Source organism: Nostoc sp. KVJ3, from assembly GCF_026127265.1.
Classification (GTDB): Bacteria; Cyanobacteriota; Cyanobacteriia; order Cyanobacteriales; family Nostocaceae; genus Nostoc.
Window position 1 is genome coordinate 1 of the sequence record NZ_WWFG01000019.1, and the last position, 18,169, is coordinate 18,169.

An 18,169-nucleotide genomic window follows, 5' to 3' on the forward strand; every position below is an offset into this window, starting at 1 on the left:
GAATTAATGCAAACAGTAATGATATACAAAACGAGTAAAATAGTATAATTAATAATGAATTTCTTAATTTTATTCTTAAAAAAAGCATCTAGATAATCACTAAATATTGTTACATAATATTTGTATATAACTGGCATACTAGTATTCATTTTTACAAATGCCTAAAAGTTATTACTACAGTATAAATGTATAATTTAGTGGTTGTATGTGATTTCAGTCGTTTAACCAAAGTTAAGCTTTGAAAGTTGTTCGATTACTGATAACACTTCCGATAATCCCAAGGCTTCTCCCATCCTGGCTGACTCTACACCCTAGCTTTAGATGCGTCCAATATTTAAAGTTGAATAAAGCGAACTCAAACAGCACAGCAGACCGTTTAGCATGACTATTGCGGATCATACCTGCAAGTGGTGATCGCGCTGCAAGGATAAGCAGGTTTAATCAGCTAACGAAGGAATGCGGGTTGTAGCGGTCGTGTTGTCGTCGTCATAGATTCTTGCTTGAGTCCACCATTGATATCAAAAACTGATAGCAACGATTCACCAAACGGGGTATAGAAGGGAGTACAGACAATTTAGCAAGTCGCAACAGGAGCAAAACCACAACATCTAGGCCCATGCAGCTGGATAATGGTGTTGGTATTGGAAAACTCCGTTTTCAATACCGTAGCCTGGGTGGGGTCATGAGCAAAGATACAGAATCCGTTGAGTTGGTTGTAGTCCAAAAATTAGAAAATGCCCTCAGTGCCAAAATTGAGGCATACTTTGCTGGCTCCATTGACTCAGATCCCGACGTGCTGGAGGAGTTGCTTCGCTCAAAAAACAGTGAGGGAACCCGTAGAGGATACCGCCGAGACATTACGGATTTTTTTGTTCGCATGACTGGGCAACCACCACAACGCGATTCTATCTTGGAATTTTTGCATCTATCAGGTCACAAAGCTACCCAGGTAGTGACTAAATATAGAGCCATACTCAATGAAGCTGGGTTATCACCTAACACAATTAACCGCCGACTGGCGGCCATCAAGTCTCTGATTACTTATGGGCGAAAGCTGGGTGTGTGCAACTATGCTGTGGATGTAGACAGTATCCCAGTGCAGCTCTACCGCGACACTAGCGGTGTCACCGAGCCGGAATTTTTGAGCGTGATCCGGCAGTGCGATCGCTCGACTTTAGCGGGGAAACGGGACTATGCTTTGTTGCTGCTACTGTGGGGCAATGCTTTGAGGAGAAATGAGATTAGCACCTTGGATGTAAGACATTTTGACGCATCTAGAGGGACGCTATCAATTTTTGGGAAGGGCAAGCAAGTACGAGTGACAGTCAATCTGCCAAAAGTCACTGTGATAGCGATTACTGACTGGCTGATTGCCCGTGGTGGTGAAATGTCTTTGTCCCGCCCGTTATTTACCTCGGTTGACTTCCAAAATTCTGGACACCGCCTAACCGGGGATGGCATCTATAAAATAGTAAAACGCTTGTTTAAACGGGCTGGTGTTGAAAAGCACATGAGTCCGCACCGTTGCCGCCACAGTGCTATCACTGCTGTACTTGAAAAGACTGATGGCAACGTCCGCAAAGCCCAGAAACTCAGCAGACACGCTAAATTAAATACGCTCCAAATTTACGACGATAACCGCAATCGTGATCAACTGGAGATGTCTGAATTATTGATGGATGGGTTGGATTGAATGGGTTGCTAGACTATAGGTGAAGCGGACGGCAGCAGCAGAATTAGAGAATGCCATGAATGTTTCAGGGCACTGGCTTAGGCACAGTAGAGCAAGCGTTTGAGCAAATTGAGTTAGAGGAATAAGTTACTCAATTACTTAACTCAATTACTTATTACTAGAGATTTGGGAATTAGAATTTAGAAACGGGAGGAACTGCGAGCTTGCGCTTACATACACCGAAGGGGTTGCCGCAGGCATTGCTCCAATTATGTACCAGGGCGAGCGCAGAAATGTTTAACGCCACAAGAGATATATAAGAATTAAGTAATCTAATCCTCAAATTCATAAAGGGACATTGATTCTGGCAAATAGCGAGTGACGATTGATTCTCTGCGAGTGACATCATCAAATAATCCGAGTTGAAAGAATTCCACTTGATTTCCAATTCTTCTGACATCATCAAATAATTCGTGTTGAAAGAATTCCTCTTGATTTTCAATTCTTAAGGCTTCAGATGTACGATTAATCAACGATATTGTTTGCTCACCACTTAACGGGGATAGTTGATTCTCAAGTTCTAAATGCTCTTCAAAAGACAATGCAGAGCCTGGAACTGGGTTGCTGCACCACATTATTTTTCGGCTGTTTTGATCTTGAAAAACAATGTGATGTGATTCATTCGTGAGCCAACCTTTTGGTGCTGTTGTCACATCCACAAGGCGTAATAAATTTAGATTTGGATCTTCCCACAATATATCCTGGTCAAAAATCATGGGACAGGCATAGTAAACTTTTGCACCTTTTATCTGACTCAATCGACATAAAGTTTCATGTTGAGATTTATTAGTTGATTTATTCGGCTTTAGTGACAAGGCTGAACGATAGTATGGTGTTGTAAAACCGTGAGGAAGATTTTTACTCTTTCGAGTTATTACTTCTACAACTTTGAATTGAAAAAACTCTCCAAAATAGAATTTAGATAATTTTGAGCTACCGTCTGAGATAGTAGAACGGAGTTGCATAAATAAATCCTGCTCGGACAAATCAGATTTTGTCCAACCCTGGTCAAAACCAACCCATGCCTCTTTTTGAGGAGAAGGTTTTAAGAGTCTAAGAAATTTCGCACCAAATCGTTTTTCATACTGTTTAACAATCGCCCGATGGAAGTGCATTTCAAGCAGACTCTCTGGCAACCAATCCATTGCGTGTATCTATACCTTATTTAAGTATTGTGTTTATCTCACTCTTTACTCAGTATTCCCATTACTTCCAAATTAGTTACAACTGGCACAGAGCAACCAGCACAAGATTAGCGATCTCGCTCAACGACACGGGAAAGATGCTTTAGCCAAAAGGGGTAGAAAGTAATACCATGAATGATGGTCACAAGCTATACGCCCGGTTACTTTTTAGATGGATTTATCACTGCAAAACAAAAACGTTTCTTTTATTTGGTCAATCGCTGATGATTGTCTGCGGGATGTATATGTGCGGGGTAAGTACCGGGATGTAATTCTGCCGATGTTTGTCCTGCGGCGGTTGGATTGTTTGTTAGAAGAGACGAAAGATGCAGTGCTGGAAGAGGTGCGGTTTCAGCGCGAGGAAGCGGGCTTTACGGTGCTTGACTCCATCGGCTTGCGGGAAGCATCAGGCTATGTGTTTTACAATACCTCTGATTGGACATTAAAGAAATTGGTCAAGACTGCTTCTAATAATCGCCAAATTTTAGAAGCGAATTTCAAAGCTTACCTAGATGGCTTTAGCGATAACGTTAAAGAAATTATCGAGAAATTTGAGCTACGCAACCAAATCCGGCGCTTAGTGCAGGCGGATGTGTTGTTGGATGTGCTGGAGAAATTTACCTCACCTTATATCAACCTGAGTCCCCACGATACCCTAGACCCGGATGGGCGAAAACTACCAGGACTGAGTAATCTGGGAATGGGTTATGTATTTGAAGAATTAATCCGCAAGTTTAACGAAGAAAATAACGAAGAAGCCGGTGAACACTTCACCCCGCGCGAAGTTATTAAATTGATGACTCACCTATTGTTTATCCCAGTCAAGGATAAACTACCACCAGTAATTACGGTGTATGACGGCGCTTGCGGTTCAGGAGGAATGCTGACAGAATCCCAGGATTTTATTACCGTTTCAGAAGGGGAAATTAAGTCGCAGGCGGCGGTTTATCTCTATGGCAAGGAAGTAAACGGCGAAACCTACGCGATTTGCAAGTCGGACATGATGATTAAAGGTAATGACCCGGAGAACATCAAGTTTGGTTCGACACTAGCAACAGATGAATTTAGCAGTCTGCGGTTTGACTTTATGTTGTCAAATCCGCCCTATGGGAAGTCGTATAAGTCAGACCAAAAATACATTCTCGATGGCAAAGATGTTTTAGACGGTCGCTTCGAGGTGTTACTAAAAAATTTTCAAGGTGAATTAGAAGTAGTTCCGGCGATTCCCCGTTCTTCCGATGGACAATTGCTGTTTTTGATGGATATGGTCAGCAAGATGAAGCGGCTAGATGAGAGTCCTTTGGGCAGCCGCATTGCTTCAGTTCACAATGGTTCTTCGCTGTTTACCGGGGATGCAGGTAGTGGAGAAAGTAATATCCGCCGCTACATTATTGAAAATGACTGGTTAGAAGCAATTATCCAGTTGCCGAATAATTTGTTTTATAACACGGGGATTACAACATATATTTGGGTTCTCTCTAACAAGAAAGTACCAGAAAGAAAGGGCAAGGTGCAATTGATTGATGCGTCAGAACTATATCAAAAATTACGCAAGAATTTGGGAGCGAAGAATTGCGAGTTTGTAACTGAGCATATTGAAAAAATCACCCAGCTTTATTTAGAAATGCCGAATCAAGGTATTTCTAAAGTGTTTGATAACAAAGACTTTGGTTTTTACAAAATTACAGTGGAACGCCCTTTACGACTGGCGGCGCAATTTACACCGGAACGGGTGGCTACATTGCGTTATGTGCCTGCGCTGCGTGAGGTGATGGCATGGGCTTATGAGCAATGGGGTGATGAGATTTATACAAAATTAGAGGTGCATAAAAAGGCGATTGAGGACTATATCGAGAGTGAAGAAATTTCTTTATCCCTCAAAGCTAAGAAAGATTTATTATCGCCCAAGACTTGGGAAGCACAATGCAATCTCATGATTGTGGGAGAGCGTTTAATGGAAGCGTTGGAGGATGAATTATCACTCGATTTTAATGTATTTGTAATTGCTGTTGATACAGCATTGAAGTTGTTGGATATTAAGCTAACCAACAGTGAGAAAAATCAGATTTTAAATGCTGTCAGTTGGCGGGATGAGAACACCGAAAGGGTGGTGAAGAAGGTACACAAGTTAAAAGGTAATCAACTGAGTGATTTGTTGACGGAGTTGGGAACCACTGAGCATAACTTACCTGACTATGGTTATTGGACTGGGAAGAAAGCGGGGGAATGGGTAGAGTACGAGTCGGATAGTGAGTTGCGAGATACAGAAAATGTACCGTTGAAAGAACAAATACATGATTACTTTGTGCGGGAAGTGCGTCCCCATGTGGCTGATGCGTGGATAGCTTTGGATAAAACGCAGATTGGCTATGAGATTAGTTTTAATAAGTATTTTTATCAGCACAAGCCGTTGAGAACACTAGAGGAAGTAACATCGGAGATTTTGCAATTGGAACGTGAGACGGAAGGGTTGTTAAAACGGTTGGTAAGTTTTGGGGAGGTTGAGTAATGGCTTTCCCAAAGTATGAGAGTTATAAGGATAGCGGTGAGGATTGGTTAGGAGAAGTTCCTGAACATTGGGAAATTATAAGAACAAAAAATATTTTTCGGCTTGTCACTGAACCTGCTCCGAAGAATAATAGCGAGGAATTGCTTTCAGTCTATTCAGATATTGGAGTTAAACCTAGAAAAGAATTAGAAGAAAGAGGTAATAAGGCATCTACAACAGATGGTTACTGGGTTCGTTAAAAAAGGTGATGTCATTGTCAATAAATTATTAGCATGGATGGGAGCGATTGGTGTTTCTGAATACGATGGTGTTACTAGCCCCGCGTATGATATCTTAAGAGCATCCAAGCCAGTTGACAGCAAATTCTATCATTATCTTTTCCGAAATCAAATCTGTACTAGCAAGTTAAAGCAGCACTCGAAGGGCATTATGGAGATGCGTCTTCGATTATATTTTGATGAATTTGGAAATATTAAAATTCCATATCCACCGTTTGAAGAACAACAACGAATAGTTGCTTTTATTGATAGGACTACCGCCGAAATTGATGAAGCGATCGCCAAAAAACAGCGTCTCATCGAACTGCTGCAAGAGCAAAAAGCTATTCTCATCAATCAAGCTGTCACCAAAGGGCTAAACCCTAAAGCACCCATGCGGGATAGTGGCGTTGAATGGATTGGGGAGATTCCTGAGCATTGGGAGGTACGCCGAGCTAAGTATATTTTCAAAGAAGTTGACGAGCGTTCAAAGACGGGTACAGAAGAGTTGCTGTCTGTATCTCATATAACTGGAGTCACACCACGCTCAGAAAAAAACGTGAATATGTTTATGGCTGAAGATTACTCAGGATCTAAGCTATGCCAAAAAGATGACATTGTTATCAATATCATGTGGGCATGGATGGGGGCTTTAGGAGTATCTACTATAACTGGTATTGTTAGCCCATCTTATGGAGTTTTTAGACAGCTAAAAGCAGGTATTTTTAATTCTTGGTATTTAGAACACTTACTACGCAGTACAGAATATGTTGCTGAATATAATCGTCGTTCTACAGGGCTTCACTCATCTCGACTTCGACTTTATGCAGATATGTTCCTAAGTATGGAAATTACTCTTCCACCCAAAGAAGAGCAAGATAAAATTGAAATCGTCACAAATGAGCGTGTAGCTGATATTGATAAAGCTATTAATGCAATTGAGCGTGAAATAATCTCTTTAGAAGAACTACGTTCTATAATCATTTTGCAAGCTGTCACCGGAAAAATTAAAGTATAAGCCGAAGCTTTTACTAAACGAGAGAGAACCTCACGCAAAAAAATCTCACCCTATGCCGGCCAAAGACCTCTATCACGATGCTGTAAAAAATGCTCTGATTAAAGATGGGTGGCTGATAATCGCTGACCCTTACATAATTAAATATGAAGACGCTGAACTGTACGCTGATTTAGCCGCAGAAAAACCAATCGCCGCAGAACGCCAGGGGCAGAAAATTGTTGTCGAAATTAAAAGCTTTGTGGGTAAATCTCAGATGTACGACTTTCACAGCGCCCTCGGACAGTACATCGTTTATCGCAACCTGATCCAAGTTAGCGAACCTGAATATAATTTGTACTTATCAATTGACGACATTGTTTATTTCAACTTTTTTCAACGTCCATATATTATTTTAGGCTTCCATCACCCTAGTAAACGCCCACTCACTGAATTTGCGATCGCTTAAAGCGGGTGTAGCGCATCCCCTAAGCAAATCCCAGTCCTGACTCTGTGAGAAAATTAATAAAACAGAGGATAATCATTCACCATGACAGAATTACTCGAACAAGCGATTATCAAACTCAAAAGCTTACCAGTCAGTCAACAAAATGCTATGGCTACGATGATTTTAGAAGAACTGGAAGATGAACAGCGATGGGATGAAGCTTTTGAGCGTTCTCCAGATGCCCTAGCTTTCCTAGCAGCCCAAGCGATGGTTGAATATCGCGCAGGTAAAACTCAACAATTAGATCCAGATACATTGTGAATTCTCGCATCACTTCTCAGTTTCGCCAAGCTTTTGGTAACTTACCTGAAAATGTGCGAGAGCAAACCCGCGAAGCATATCGCCAATTTAAACAAGATCCAAATCATCCCAGTTTACGTTTCAAAAAAGTCCATCCAGATTTACCTATTTATTCTGCGAGAGTCAGCAGAAGCTATCGAGCCGTTGGACAATTAGAGGGAGATACAGTTATTTGGTTTTGGGTAGGGTCGCATACAGAGTATGAAAGGTTACTATCTCAGTTGTAGTAGAGCAGCTATCATAGGAAAATACTCGTATAAAATCTAACGAACTTCCTATGGTCAGCAAAACCAACGAGCAAGCACTGGAAAACTGTATCAAAACAGCACTCGTTGAATGCGCTGGCTACCAAGAAGGAAACCCGCAGATTTTGACCGGGAGTTTGCTATCGACCGGGAGAAGTTCTGGCGCTTCTTAGAAACCACCCAGCCCGAAGAACTGGCCAAACTCAAAGACCGTCCCAACTGGCAACGGCTAATTCTCGAACGTTGCGATCGTAAAATCAAAAAAGATGGCATCCTCTCTGTTCTTAAAAAAGGATTATCCATCGATGATGCTCATCTGACCTTGCTTTACAGCCTCCCCTACAACGATACAAATCCGGCTGTTTTAGAGAACTTTGAAAAAAATATTTTTTCGATTACCTGCCAAGTACATTATTCTGAAAGCGATGCAGGGTTATCCATTGATATTGTGCTATTCCTGAATGGTTTAGCGATCGCCACGATGGAATTGAAAAACCCCTGGACGGGTCAAACTGTTTACCACGCCAAAAAACAATACCGCGAAGACCGCAATCCCCAAGAACCACTGCTGCAATTTAGTCGTTGTCTAGTCCACTTTGCTGTTGATACCGATGAAGTGTGGATGACAACAAAATTAGACCGTGAGAAAACTTACTTTCTACCCTTCAATAAAGGTTTTAATTTTGGCAAGGGCAACCCACCCAACCCCAATGGCCACAAATCCGCTTACCTGTGGGAAGGCATTCTCACCCGCCAAAGTTTCACCAACATTATTGAACATTTCGCCATTCTCATCCCCGGTGATACCAAAACACCCCTCCCTCAAAAAAACCTGTACTTCCCCCGTTATCACCAACTTGATGTCGTCCGTCAACTCCTCACCGATGCCCGAACACGCGGCACAGGACAGACTTATTTAATTCAGCATTCCGCAGGTTCGGGTAAATCTAATTCCATCACCTGGACGGCATATCAGTTAATCGAACTCTACGCCAAAGGTGCAGATAGTCCCCTGTTTGATTCGGTTGTGGTTGTCACAGATAGACGCATTCTTGATAGACAACTCAAAGATAATATTAAAGATTTCTCTCAAGTAAAAAACATTGTTGCCCATGCCACCAATGCTCAAGAATTAAAAACTGCTCTAGAGAACGGTAAAAAAATTATTATTACTACAATTCAAAAATTCCCCTTTATTGTTGATGGCATTGAGGATTTGAGCAATAGTACTTTTGCTGTAATTATCGATGAGGCTCACTCATCACAAAGCGGGAAGGCTGCTGATAACTTGAACATGACTCTTGCTAAAGAAGAGGATGATGAAGAACCCGAAGATTTACAAGACAAAATTCTCAAAGCAATGTCAGGGCGCAAAGTTGGTAAAAATGCTTCCTACTTTGCTTTTACTGCCACACCCAAAAACGCAACTTTAGAAAAATTCGGTCGGCGCATGGCAGACGGTAAATTTGTGCCGTTTCACCTCTACTCAATGAAACAAGCTATCGAAGAAGGCTTTATTCTTGACGTACTCGCCAATTACACCACTTATAAAAGCTATTACGAAATTCAAAAATCCATCTTAGATAATCCCATCTTTGACACTGCCAAAGCCCAGAAAAAACTCCGGGCTTATGTGGAAGGACATAAACAAACCATTGGCACTAAAGCCGATATTATGGTTACTCATTTTATCGAACAGGTATGGATACCCAAAAAGCTTAAGGGCAAGGCCAAAGCGATGGTCGTTACCCGCAACATTGAAACCACCATTCGCTACTTCTTCGCCATCCGCGAACTATTAAGACAGGCGAACGCACCATTTAAAGCAATCATTGCCTTCTCTGGTAAAAAAACAGTAGACGGCATTGAATACACCGAAGACATCATCAACGGCTTCCCCAGCAAAGATATTTCCGACGAATTTAAAAAAGACGATTACAAAATCTTGGTGGTTGCTAATAAATTTCTTATTGGGTTTGACGAACCCCTACTACACAGTATGTATGTTGATAAAAAATTGCAGTCAGTGTTGGCAGTGCAAACCCTATCTCGCCTCAATCGTTGCAACGATAAGATGGGTAAACAAGATACCTTCGTTCTCGATTTTTATAACACCGTCAGCGACATCAAAATCGCTTTTGACCCGTTTTATACTGCCACATCCCTGAGCGAACCTACCGATGTCAATGTTCTTCACGATCTCAAAGAAGTTTTAGATGATGTGGGTGTTTACGAATGGTATGAAGTCGAGCAATTCAACGAATTATTTTTCAACAAAGCCGAAGCCGAACAACTTAGCCCTCTCATCGACACCGCCGCAGCTCGTTTCAACGCAGAATTAGGACTCGAAGACGAAGCAAAAATCGACTTTAAAATCAAAGCAAAACAGTTCGTTAAAATCTACAGCCAAGTAGCCTGTATCATTCCTTATAACAACATCCAGTGGGAAATGCTGCACTGGTTCCTCAAATTCCTTATTCCCAAACTTGCAGTTAAAAACCCCGATCAAGACCAACTCGATGAACTGCTGGAAAGTGTAGACCTCTCTACCTATGGCATAGAGCGAGTTAAATTAAATCACACCATTGAACTCGATGCTTCGGAATCTGAAATTGACCCGCAAAACTCCAATTTACGCGGCTACCATGACGATGCACCGCAGCAAGACCCTCTCGATGAAATCATATCCGCCTTTAATAATCGATTTTTTACAGGCTGGGATGCTACTCCACAAGAACAACGGGTAAAATTCATTAATATAGCTAGACACGTAATTGACAACCCCTATTACCAAAATCAAGTTGTCAACAACCCAGATGAACAAAATCGCCGCCTCGCTTTAGAAGAATTAATTAAACAAGCTATCAACAGAGAACGCAAACGCGAACTCGACTTGTACAAACGTTACGCATCTGACCCAGAATTTAAACGGGCATTTGATGCCAGCATCATGCAGTTACTTGCTCAAGGTAATCTAGATGGATTCCAGCAGCTTTTAGGATAGATATCTGGTCAATAAGGTTGAGAACAGCTTTCCCATTTTGGGAATGCCACAAACCTGATTTTTATCATTTTACTCAACTAAGTTAAGTAATTAAGTTAATTATCAGCAGCCTTTTCTATCTTGAAGGAGGTTGCTGATTTGAGAGCATGTGAAGAAGCAACTGCATTCATTACTTTCACAGTGACATCTTTCATTGCTGGGATTATACTTATCTCAGTTAAGTAATTGAGTTAAGTAAATGCCCATTATTTCGTTTTGCAATCAGAAGGGAGGTTGCGGAAAAACAGTAGGGGCAGTTCATTTCGCCTCTTGGCTGCACCGCAAGCGCAAGAAAATACACTTTGTTGATGCAGATCCGCAAAGCAGTGGAGCAACATGGATGTCCCTGCTGTCTAGTCAAATCCCGACATCAAAAATTACTGACGCTAACGAATTAATTGAAAAATTACCAGAGCTTGCCGAAGAATTTCAGTTTGTAGTTGTGGACGGTGCGCCGAATACCACCGAATCTACCAGAGCAATTTTGTGCTTGTCAGATGTTTCGGTAACTCCGGTTCAGCCGACTGGACTGGATCTACATTCGGCTTCGGAAGCAATACGGTTAATCAAGTCGGCACAGAAAATATCGGGTGGGCTACCAAAGCCAGCAGTATTTCTCTCTCGCGCATCTAAAGGAACGAGGCTCAAAGAGGAGGCATTATCCCTACTTAGTAAAATTCCCGATGTTAAGTTGTTGAAAACTGTAATCCACAATAAGCAAGCGATTGCCGATTGTTTTACCCAGGAAGCAACTATCTGGGAAATGAAAGGAGCCAAAGATTCGGCTGAAGAATTTGAGCAATTGTGCAAAGAGATTTTTGGGTTACTGAAATGAATGCTAAACGAAAAAGGTTAGACGATAACGCCGATAAGTTCATTTTTGGTGATGACGAACCGGATAAAAAAACTGCTGGCGTGGCTAAAAAACAAGAGTTGCAGTCAAGCGATTTATTAAGTAAATTAACTCAGGAATCTACACCAAGAGAAAGACCCATTCGAGTCAGTTTGGATCTATCTCCAGAAATGCACTCTAAACTCACTAACCTAGCTAACCGCACTGGCAGAAAAAAAGCTGAAATTCTCCGAGTCCTTCTAGAGCAAGCATTTGAGGTAATTGAGCTAGAGGAATAAGTTACTTAATTACTTAACTCAATTACTTATTGCTAGAGATTTGGGATTAATTCGGTGTCTTCATTGAGGTAGTTAAGCAGAGTTTCAATTTGCTGAACAGAATAGACATTAATCGGAAGCATGGGAGTATCAGAGCCAGCAAGGATAGCTATTACTCGATGAGTACTGTAGTCTATATTTTTGAGCTTTTGTATCAGGCGTAAGCCCAGAACTGGAGTATTACACCGGGATTTGATAAAAGTTTCAATGTCGGAGCGGAATGTAACTTCGACACCAACTCCACCGGAAAACTTTAGAGCTTCAGAGAAAACAATTCCTGGCTCAACTATAGTTTTAGCTTTTGTCAAGGCGATGAAAAAGGTGGATTTAAAATCTTCAGGCATCCTATGCAGTTGGGCTTTTGTAGTTGCCAATGCTTCATCACTCACATATCCAAGGCTAATTTCTGAAGGTATGGGGCATTTTTCTAAATTAACTCGTGAACCGTAGACATCACCCAAAAGCTGTTTTCTGCGTTTAGCTTCTCCCATACTTCATCCCCTGTTACTACCATCAGTGTCTAACTAGAATACTATGTACCAGACGTTAACACAGCCCAATGGCACTGCTTGAGCCACTACCGCCATAAAAATACCCCCAGAATATGGGGGCGATTGATGTGGTTGATGTGCCTAAAAGGACACAATCGAATAATGAGAGTTCGCTATAAGGATTTCTGTATATATGCCCATCTTAGAACGAACTGTCGGTGGATGTCTTCGGTGATCACTGACTCTTCAAAATCGCTTCACAACAACTTTTCAATAAAATCGCTATTTACACTGTTAACCATTGCTTACTCCCATTGGCAGCTTTTTCAAATTCTCAATCCGACAGCACCCCCGCTTCCATAGCTGTCTTTGGTTTTTATCTACAGGATGGTAATAAGCCCAAATACTTCCATCTGCTGCTGAATATAAGGAGATAAGAAAAACCGTTTGTGTACCAAAGTTACCTGTACTTACTTCAATTTTTTCTTTGACAGTAAACGTCTGTCCTGAACTATTAGTTGCTGCCTCTAATTTTTTATATGCTGGTTTAAGAGCTAATTGCGGTTGCTCTTTTTCTATTTCTGATTGCTCATGTTCAGCACAGGTATTTTCAATCAAAGCAGTTGATGATGATGAATTAACTGGTGCGGCTTCTATTGTTTGAGGTAAACCTAACTGTTCATTCTCTGCTTCTATTGTTTGAGGCACAGCGTCATAACTCAGGGCAGGGCTACTGTTTAATTCTGAAACTTCAATGCTTTTACTCTGGTTATTATTTACTTCTAATTCCGGCTCAACTGGCTGATTTTCTGTTGGTACGCTAGTTGATGCTGATTCAGATTGTGCAGGATTATTATCGTCTGTGGCAGTAGATTTTTGCTTGACGACACGTAAAATAGCTGGCTTGGTTGGCGTGGCTTCTTCTTTTGATAGTGAACTATTCGTCTTAGGAGATTTACGTTTAGGCATAATAATTTATTGGCAGCAATGCACTCTTAAACGTTGATTAAATCAGCAATTGAGCAGGAAATGACTGCACTTTTTCTGTAGGATTAGCCCTCAGTTAGCTCGGTAGTATCATCATTTATATTGGTTGAGATATCTGAAGTTGAAGATTGCTTACGACCGGGAAATTTAATGCACTCCCCTGATTGAATTACTAAGTTAGCCCCGACACGTCGCACATTAAAATTCCAGAATTTCTTAATCGAATTTGATGGTAAAAATCCGATTAGTCTTAGTTGGAAATCTTTGGGTGGCTCAAAGTCTCTCTGAGGTTTTTGGTGAATTTTAACTTCTACTATCCCTTGTGCTAAGTCTTGATATACAACTAATCCTTGTACAGAAAAGTTATCAGCTACTAACTGCAATTCGCTTTTTACTGAGTCGGTATATTCTTTTTCATTGCGAACATTTATCAAAGTCACCCGAAGTTTAGTCGGAGAATCTTTGAATGGTGTTCTGGGGTAAACAGTCCAGAAGTATTCAAGTGATAAATCAAGTTGAGATTGTTGAACTAATTTCGATGCTCTCTTAGCAAGGTTTGTCTCAAGCATTACACCGTCAGCAGTTATTAGTTGCCCTTGATAAATAAGCTCACTACTTGGAACATACTTCCCCCAGAGCCGACCAATTGCACGATATTCTAGTGGCTCTGTCGGTCTGATATGGTGATTATTAACTAATAACTGCTGTGTATCGTTCGTAATTGTCATGCGGACAAAGTTAAAATGTGTAATTTTTTGAATTGCTTTTATGATTGTAAACTGCGGCTCTCACTAAGATATTCTTCTTTCAATCTACTCCAAAAGCCTTAAGTATCTTTAATGGCAGCTTATACCCAAAGATGAACAAATGCCTTAGCATCCATGCTCTTCCTTTCATTGAACATGAATGCTTGAGACACATCTATTAACTTGCGCCAGCTTCAGCCGCCGCTACATCTGGTTTGGCTTCCTTCGCTTTCTTTTCAAAAATTTGAATCCCAGCGTCAATAATTTCAAAGCCGTTCTCTGTTCGTTGACCCAGCTTCCCCGATACAGCCCCAGCCCAGTCTGCAAATTCTGAGGCACTAGTTTCAGCCTTCCGCCAGCTTTTTGCATTAACTTGAGCAGTGAAGACTATGCCGTTCTGATCAGTCAACTCGATTGCAACTTTCTTGTTCTCGGCTGGTGTAGCTGTTGGTAGTTCGCCGCTAAATTTTATTGTCACTTCGCTTTTGACTTCCATACCTTACCCTTCGCTCATCATCAATTTAATTTTCCCGCTCCTGATTTTATCTTGGATTAGGTTGACCACAAGATGCGCGATCGCTTGACTATCGTAGTTGATCACAAACAAATTGAACGTTGAGCATTCGGCTTGAACGAGAACCAAGACTCAACATTAAAGAAACAAAATCCACAAAAAAAATTTCCCCTGTTTTTGACCCTTTTTTTGTCTATCTAATTGATAATTACTCTCAAGATGAACCGCCCAAACCGTGATTATTGAACATTTATCAAGAAATATTACAGTTTTAGTACTAGCTTTTTGATTTGACTCAATTCGTGCGTCTGAGATAAAACCTCGACAAAACATCCATTTTCCCAATTCTCACCAACTACATTCAACATCTCCCAATATCTAGACAATATCTCCCAAATCTCCAATTTTTTCTTACCTTTTTACACCTTTTACATCATCCACTCACAAAATTCTCATTAGCTCAAAAATTCCCAATAAAGAAGAACAGTTCCCAAGGCTTCTTAGAAGTCTCCCATTATTTCCCAATAATTGGTCAATTATCGTGAAATTCGCTTAAAAGCTTTTAAGCTTGCTAATCCATCTTTTTTTGACGCACAGTACGCCATATTTGGCGGAAAGTTTTTGACAGCCAAAATTGAAAAGCAGAAGCCGAAGCAACAGCCATCAAAAAATACTACTGAAGAACTACATAATCACGACAAAAGCCGCCTAACAGTTAACAGCTACAACTGCGGCGGCTATTGTTCAAATATTCTTCGCTCAATCTCCGACAAAAATCGCATCCAATTCTTGCGACGAAGCCTGACCTTGAACTATTGAAGCAGGTCTGATTGAATCAGCCGCTTCCCCCTCAAGCTCAGGCGACTCTAAAGCATTACTCTTGTAGCTTGGGGCATTGACAGTTACAACTGGTGCAGTCAACGCTGGCTGTGACAAGACAACGTAAACATCACTTATTACATAGGCTTTATGTAGTTTACCAGTATTGAAATAGTAGTTCTAAATACCTTGCCCAAGTGGTAGCTGTTGGGTAGCTCAACTGGTGACACACAGCTACCAGTTGAGTAGTAAAAAAGCGAGTTGTTGAAAATTTGATGATTCCCCAACTGGTAGCTATACAGTAGCCCTACTGCTACCAGTTGAGCATAAGAAATGTAGAGAGAAATTCTGGCGTAATGCTTACTGACTATGACTTACAGCAAATTTTGATCGCCTGTTGAATTCTCAATAACTTCAAAATTATTGAGAACGTATAATACACTGGTGTTGCAATTGTACTTCAATAATTCTTTCATTAACTTAAGCCAGCCCTCTTAACATCCGATTTTTTTTCTTCATACCTGAATAGAAATTGTTCATTTTACAATCTCTACGCTTGTTAATAGAGATGAAACTTGTTTTAAGTAGTGAAATTGTCTGATTAATCACAGTTATAAATAGCAGACATTTTGCATCTAAAACCCCGATTCCTGTGCAAAATAGCAGACATTTTGCACAGCTTATACACGCTTTTAACTGTTATAGCTGTCAGGAAACTTTGATTATTCACTACAAAATGTCTGCTATTTAGAACATCGCTTTGACCAAAAAATTGGTATCTAATACATACACCAATTAGCTTTTAGGCATTTTTATCAAACTGGCTCATTCTCAATAACTTTAAAATTATTGAGAATTCATAATACAGATTTGTTGCAAACGTACTTCAAAGAATCGCTCAATCGAGTAATTGCTTGAGCAAGTGAATCTGTAATTCCAACTGTGAGATAGAGTAAATCACAGCAGTCTTGAGAGTGTCGCTGTCAGCACCCTGACGCTTCATGACAAAAGGCCCCCAGCACATTCTCAAAGTACTCAAAACAATTTTAGTCAAACCTCTGCCCGACATTTTACGCTCTCGCTCTCGTAAAAATTGCAGCAACTGGCCATCGCTACTGTCGTGACTGCGCTTAATCGAAAGCACTTCTAAATTAGGTTGCTCCATGTCCTGTATTCCTACCGAATTAGAGGAGTTTATAAGTAAGCCATCGTGTTGATTGATACCATATTTCAATGACTGTCAAAATGCGCCGTAAACCACCCCTAAATACCCCTTTAGTGTACCAAACGACAGTCGTTTGACAGTCATTGTCCAAACCCCCGATGACTGTCAAACGACTGTCGTTATACCCCCTAAAGGTGCTTTTGGGCGTATTTTCGCACCAGGCAGTAAGCGCGATTTCTCCCCCAAAAGTGGATTTCAGGGTTTTGTATAAGTGATACCATACTCACTATGGTTTCATGCCCTGCGGGTGGCTGCGCCATCTCTCGCTGCGCTCATGGGGTACAACCGGGATACGTGCAAAATGGGACACGATGCAAAGTTTTGTTAATATACTTGCAATAATGCAAACTGTATGGGTTAGTTTTTCCCAAAACTCACTCTCTTGACGCAGAGTATAGTGTCTTCTCTTCAACTACCAGCAAAAACATGATTATTTTGTATAAAAACTCGTGCTAAATATCAGCATAATAATTTTAATCTTCATAGTAAAAAGCATTGTCAAAATATAAACTCTTAAGAATTTAAGTTAAACTTTTTAAAGCCTGACGTGCAACTTCTTCCGCCCTAGCAGACGTAACTTTTTGGTAACGTAGAGTTGTTTGAATATTCTCATGCCCCATCAGTGCCCGCAATTCCTCAATACCCATTAGCCCAACACGCTCAGTAGCAAAAGTATGCCGTAAATCGTGGATTCTGACTCCGACTAGCTCCGGATATATACTTATTAACTCTCGCCAATATTCATGCACAGTGCGATAGCTAATTCTACTAACAACTTTAGTCACTGGCTGTTGTGCTGTGAAGAGTGCATCTACGGTATTGTGGCGCTCATATAAGATAAATTTACTTAATGCCTCGGCAGCCCCATCACTAAAATAACAACAACGCCGTTTGTTACCTTTACCAAGTACTTGAAATTTATATAAGTCTTGGTTAACATCATCTATATTTAACGCTAAAAGCTCTGATATACGGCAACCTGAGCGATGTAGAAGATGCACTATAGCATTCATACGTAGGTCAGATTTAACAGAATAATAAAGGATATTTAACTGTTCAGGTGTTAAATATCTTACTACAGAATCAGTTTTATGTTCTCCCCTATCAGGATTTGGTTGACGCTGTTTTTAAACCATTAATGGGATTAAACTTAATATAACCTTGCTCCACAGCGAAATTAAACAAACTTTGTAGTATTGCTTGGTACTTGCGATGAGTTGTATAGCTGCAATCATCCAAACTTCTTAAATACTCAATTAAAGTCTGCTTACCGATAATCTCAATCTCCCAAATACCGTATTCTCCAAGTATTGGTTTCAACACCAATTCATAAGTACGTCTGGTACTTTTAGCTAAATCCGGGCGTGACAAAAACTCAGTAATAACAGTGGCTAAAGTAACAGTCAATTTCTCTCCAATTTATGTAATTTCTATCGAGACAAACA

18 protein-coding genes and 2 pseudogenes are annotated in these 18,169 nt (G+C 40.7%); 11 read left to right on the plus strand and 9 right to left on the minus strand.

Annotation, left to right across the window (positions count from 1 at the left end):
* The first annotated feature begins 682 nt into the window (after nucleotides 1-682).
* Nucleotides 683-1,693: a tyrosine-type recombinase/integrase gene (locus GTQ43_RS41210; RefSeq protein WP_265278393.1), complete on the plus strand. Its 1,011-nt coding sequence runs from the start codon at nucleotides 683-685 to the stop codon at nucleotides 1,691-1,693.
* A gap of 311 nt (nucleotides 1,694-2,004) precedes the next feature.
* Here the strand turns inward: GTQ43_RS41210 and GTQ43_RS41215 are convergent, their stop codons facing one another.
* Nucleotides 2,005-2,877, minus strand: a complete 873-nt coding sequence (locus tag GTQ43_RS41215; RefSeq protein WP_265278394.1) for a hypothetical protein — start codon at nucleotides 2,875-2,877, stop codon at nucleotides 2,005-2,007.
* A gap of 211 nt (nucleotides 2,878-3,088) precedes the next feature.
* Between GTQ43_RS41215 and GTQ43_RS42055 the strand changes: the two are divergent.
* The 10 genes and pseudogenes from GTQ43_RS42055 to GTQ43_RS41260 form a co-directional block, all read left to right on the plus strand.
* A pseudogene (locus GTQ43_RS42055) lies at nucleotides 3,089-4,531 on the plus strand (type I restriction-modification system subunit M); the annotation flags it as partial.
* A gap of 77 nt (nucleotides 4,532-4,608) precedes the next feature.
* A pseudogene (locus GTQ43_RS42060) lies at nucleotides 4,609-4,683 on the plus strand (hypothetical protein); the annotation flags it as partial.
* A 741-nt stretch (nucleotides 4,684-5,424) separates the two neighbouring features.
* Nucleotides 5,425-5,664, plus strand: coding sequence for a hypothetical protein (locus tag GTQ43_RS41225; RefSeq protein ID WP_265278396.1), 240 nt, complete (start codon nucleotides 5,425-5,427; stop codon nucleotides 5,662-5,664).
* On the plus strand, nucleotides 5,645-6,700 hold the full coding sequence (locus GTQ43_RS41230; RefSeq protein WP_265278397.1) for a restriction endonuclease subunit S: 1,056 nt from the start codon (nucleotides 5,645-5,647) through the stop codon (nucleotides 6,698-6,700). The genes GTQ43_RS41225 and GTQ43_RS41230 overlap by 20 nt, the downstream gene beginning before the upstream one ends.
* Nucleotides 6,701-6,752: 52 nt before the next feature.
* A complete protein-coding gene (locus GTQ43_RS41235) occupies nucleotides 6,753-7,145 on the plus strand; it encodes a XisH family protein (protein ID WP_265278398.1) in 393 nt (130 codons plus the stop codon).
* Nucleotides 7,146-7,226: 81 nt separating this feature from the next.
* Complete coding sequence (locus GTQ43_RS41240; RefSeq protein WP_265278399.1) at nucleotides 7,227-7,445, plus strand: hypothetical protein; 219 nt, start codon at nucleotides 7,227-7,229, stop codon at nucleotides 7,443-7,445.
* A complete protein-coding gene (locus GTQ43_RS41245; protein WP_265278400.1) occupies nucleotides 7,442-7,711 on the plus strand; it encodes a hypothetical protein in 270 nt (89 codons plus the stop codon). The genes GTQ43_RS41240 and GTQ43_RS41245 overlap by 4 nt, the downstream gene beginning before the upstream one ends.
* Before the next feature lie 109 nt (nucleotides 7,712-7,820).
* A complete protein-coding gene (locus GTQ43_RS41250; RefSeq protein ID WP_265278401.1) occupies nucleotides 7,821-10,733 on the plus strand; it encodes a type I restriction endonuclease subunit R in 2,913 nt (970 codons plus the stop codon).
* 238 nt (nucleotides 10,734-10,971) lie between these two features.
* Nucleotides 10,972-11,607 (plus strand): AAA family ATPase, encoded by a 636-nt coding sequence (locus GTQ43_RS41255; RefSeq protein WP_190938018.1) that lies wholly within the window; start codon nucleotides 10,972-10,974, stop codon nucleotides 11,605-11,607.
* Nucleotides 11,604-11,903, plus strand: coding sequence for a hypothetical protein (locus GTQ43_RS41260; protein ID WP_265278402.1), 300 nt, complete (start codon nucleotides 11,604-11,606; stop codon nucleotides 11,901-11,903). The genes GTQ43_RS41255 and GTQ43_RS41260 overlap by 4 nt, the downstream gene beginning before the upstream one ends.
* Nucleotides 11,904-11,935: 32 nt before the next feature.
* On the opposite strand, the gene GTQ43_RS41265 is transcribed toward GTQ43_RS41260, so the two are convergent.
* From GTQ43_RS41265 to GTQ43_RS41665, 8 genes are all read right to left on the minus strand, one after another.
* Nucleotides 11,936-12,433 (minus strand): DUF2839 domain-containing protein, encoded by a 498-nt coding sequence (locus GTQ43_RS41265; protein ID WP_265278403.1) that lies wholly within the window; start codon nucleotides 12,431-12,433, stop codon nucleotides 11,936-11,938.
* Nucleotides 12,434-12,727: 294 nt separating this feature from the next.
* Nucleotides 12,728-13,402 carry a hypothetical protein gene (locus GTQ43_RS41270; RefSeq protein WP_265278404.1) on the minus strand — a complete coding sequence of 225 codons (675 nt, stop codon included), beginning with the start codon at nucleotides 13,400-13,402 and terminating at the stop codon, nucleotides 12,728-12,730.
* 83 nt (nucleotides 13,403-13,485) lie between these two features.
* Nucleotides 13,486-14,148 (minus strand): hypothetical protein, encoded by a 663-nt coding sequence (locus GTQ43_RS41275; protein ID WP_265278405.1) that lies wholly within the window; start codon nucleotides 14,146-14,148, stop codon nucleotides 13,486-13,488.
* A 196-nt stretch (nucleotides 14,149-14,344) separates the two neighbouring features.
* Nucleotides 14,345-14,662, minus strand: coding sequence for a hypothetical protein (locus tag GTQ43_RS41280; RefSeq protein WP_265278406.1), 318 nt, complete (start codon nucleotides 14,660-14,662; stop codon nucleotides 14,345-14,347).
* Nucleotides 14,663-15,439: 777 nt separating this feature from the next.
* A complete protein-coding gene (locus GTQ43_RS41285; protein WP_265278407.1) occupies nucleotides 15,440-15,616 on the minus strand; it encodes a hypothetical protein in 177 nt (58 codons plus the stop codon).
* A 781-nt stretch (nucleotides 15,617-16,397) separates the two neighbouring features.
* Nucleotides 16,398-16,664 carry a hypothetical protein gene (locus GTQ43_RS41290; protein ID WP_265278408.1) on the minus strand — a complete coding sequence of 89 codons (267 nt, stop codon included), beginning with the start codon at nucleotides 16,662-16,664 and terminating at the stop codon, nucleotides 16,398-16,400.
* A gap of 581 nt (nucleotides 16,665-17,245) precedes the next feature.
* Nucleotides 17,246-17,737: a site-specific integrase gene (locus GTQ43_RS41660; RefSeq protein ID WP_321162576.1), complete on the minus strand. Its 492-nt coding sequence runs from the start codon at nucleotides 17,735-17,737 to the stop codon at nucleotides 17,246-17,248.
* A gap of 91 nt (nucleotides 17,738-17,828) precedes the next feature.
* Nucleotides 17,829-18,131 (minus strand): phage integrase N-terminal SAM-like domain-containing protein, encoded by a 303-nt coding sequence (locus GTQ43_RS41665; protein WP_321162577.1) that lies wholly within the window; start codon nucleotides 18,129-18,131, stop codon nucleotides 17,829-17,831.
* Between the last annotated feature and the right edge of the window lie 38 nt (nucleotides 18,132-18,169).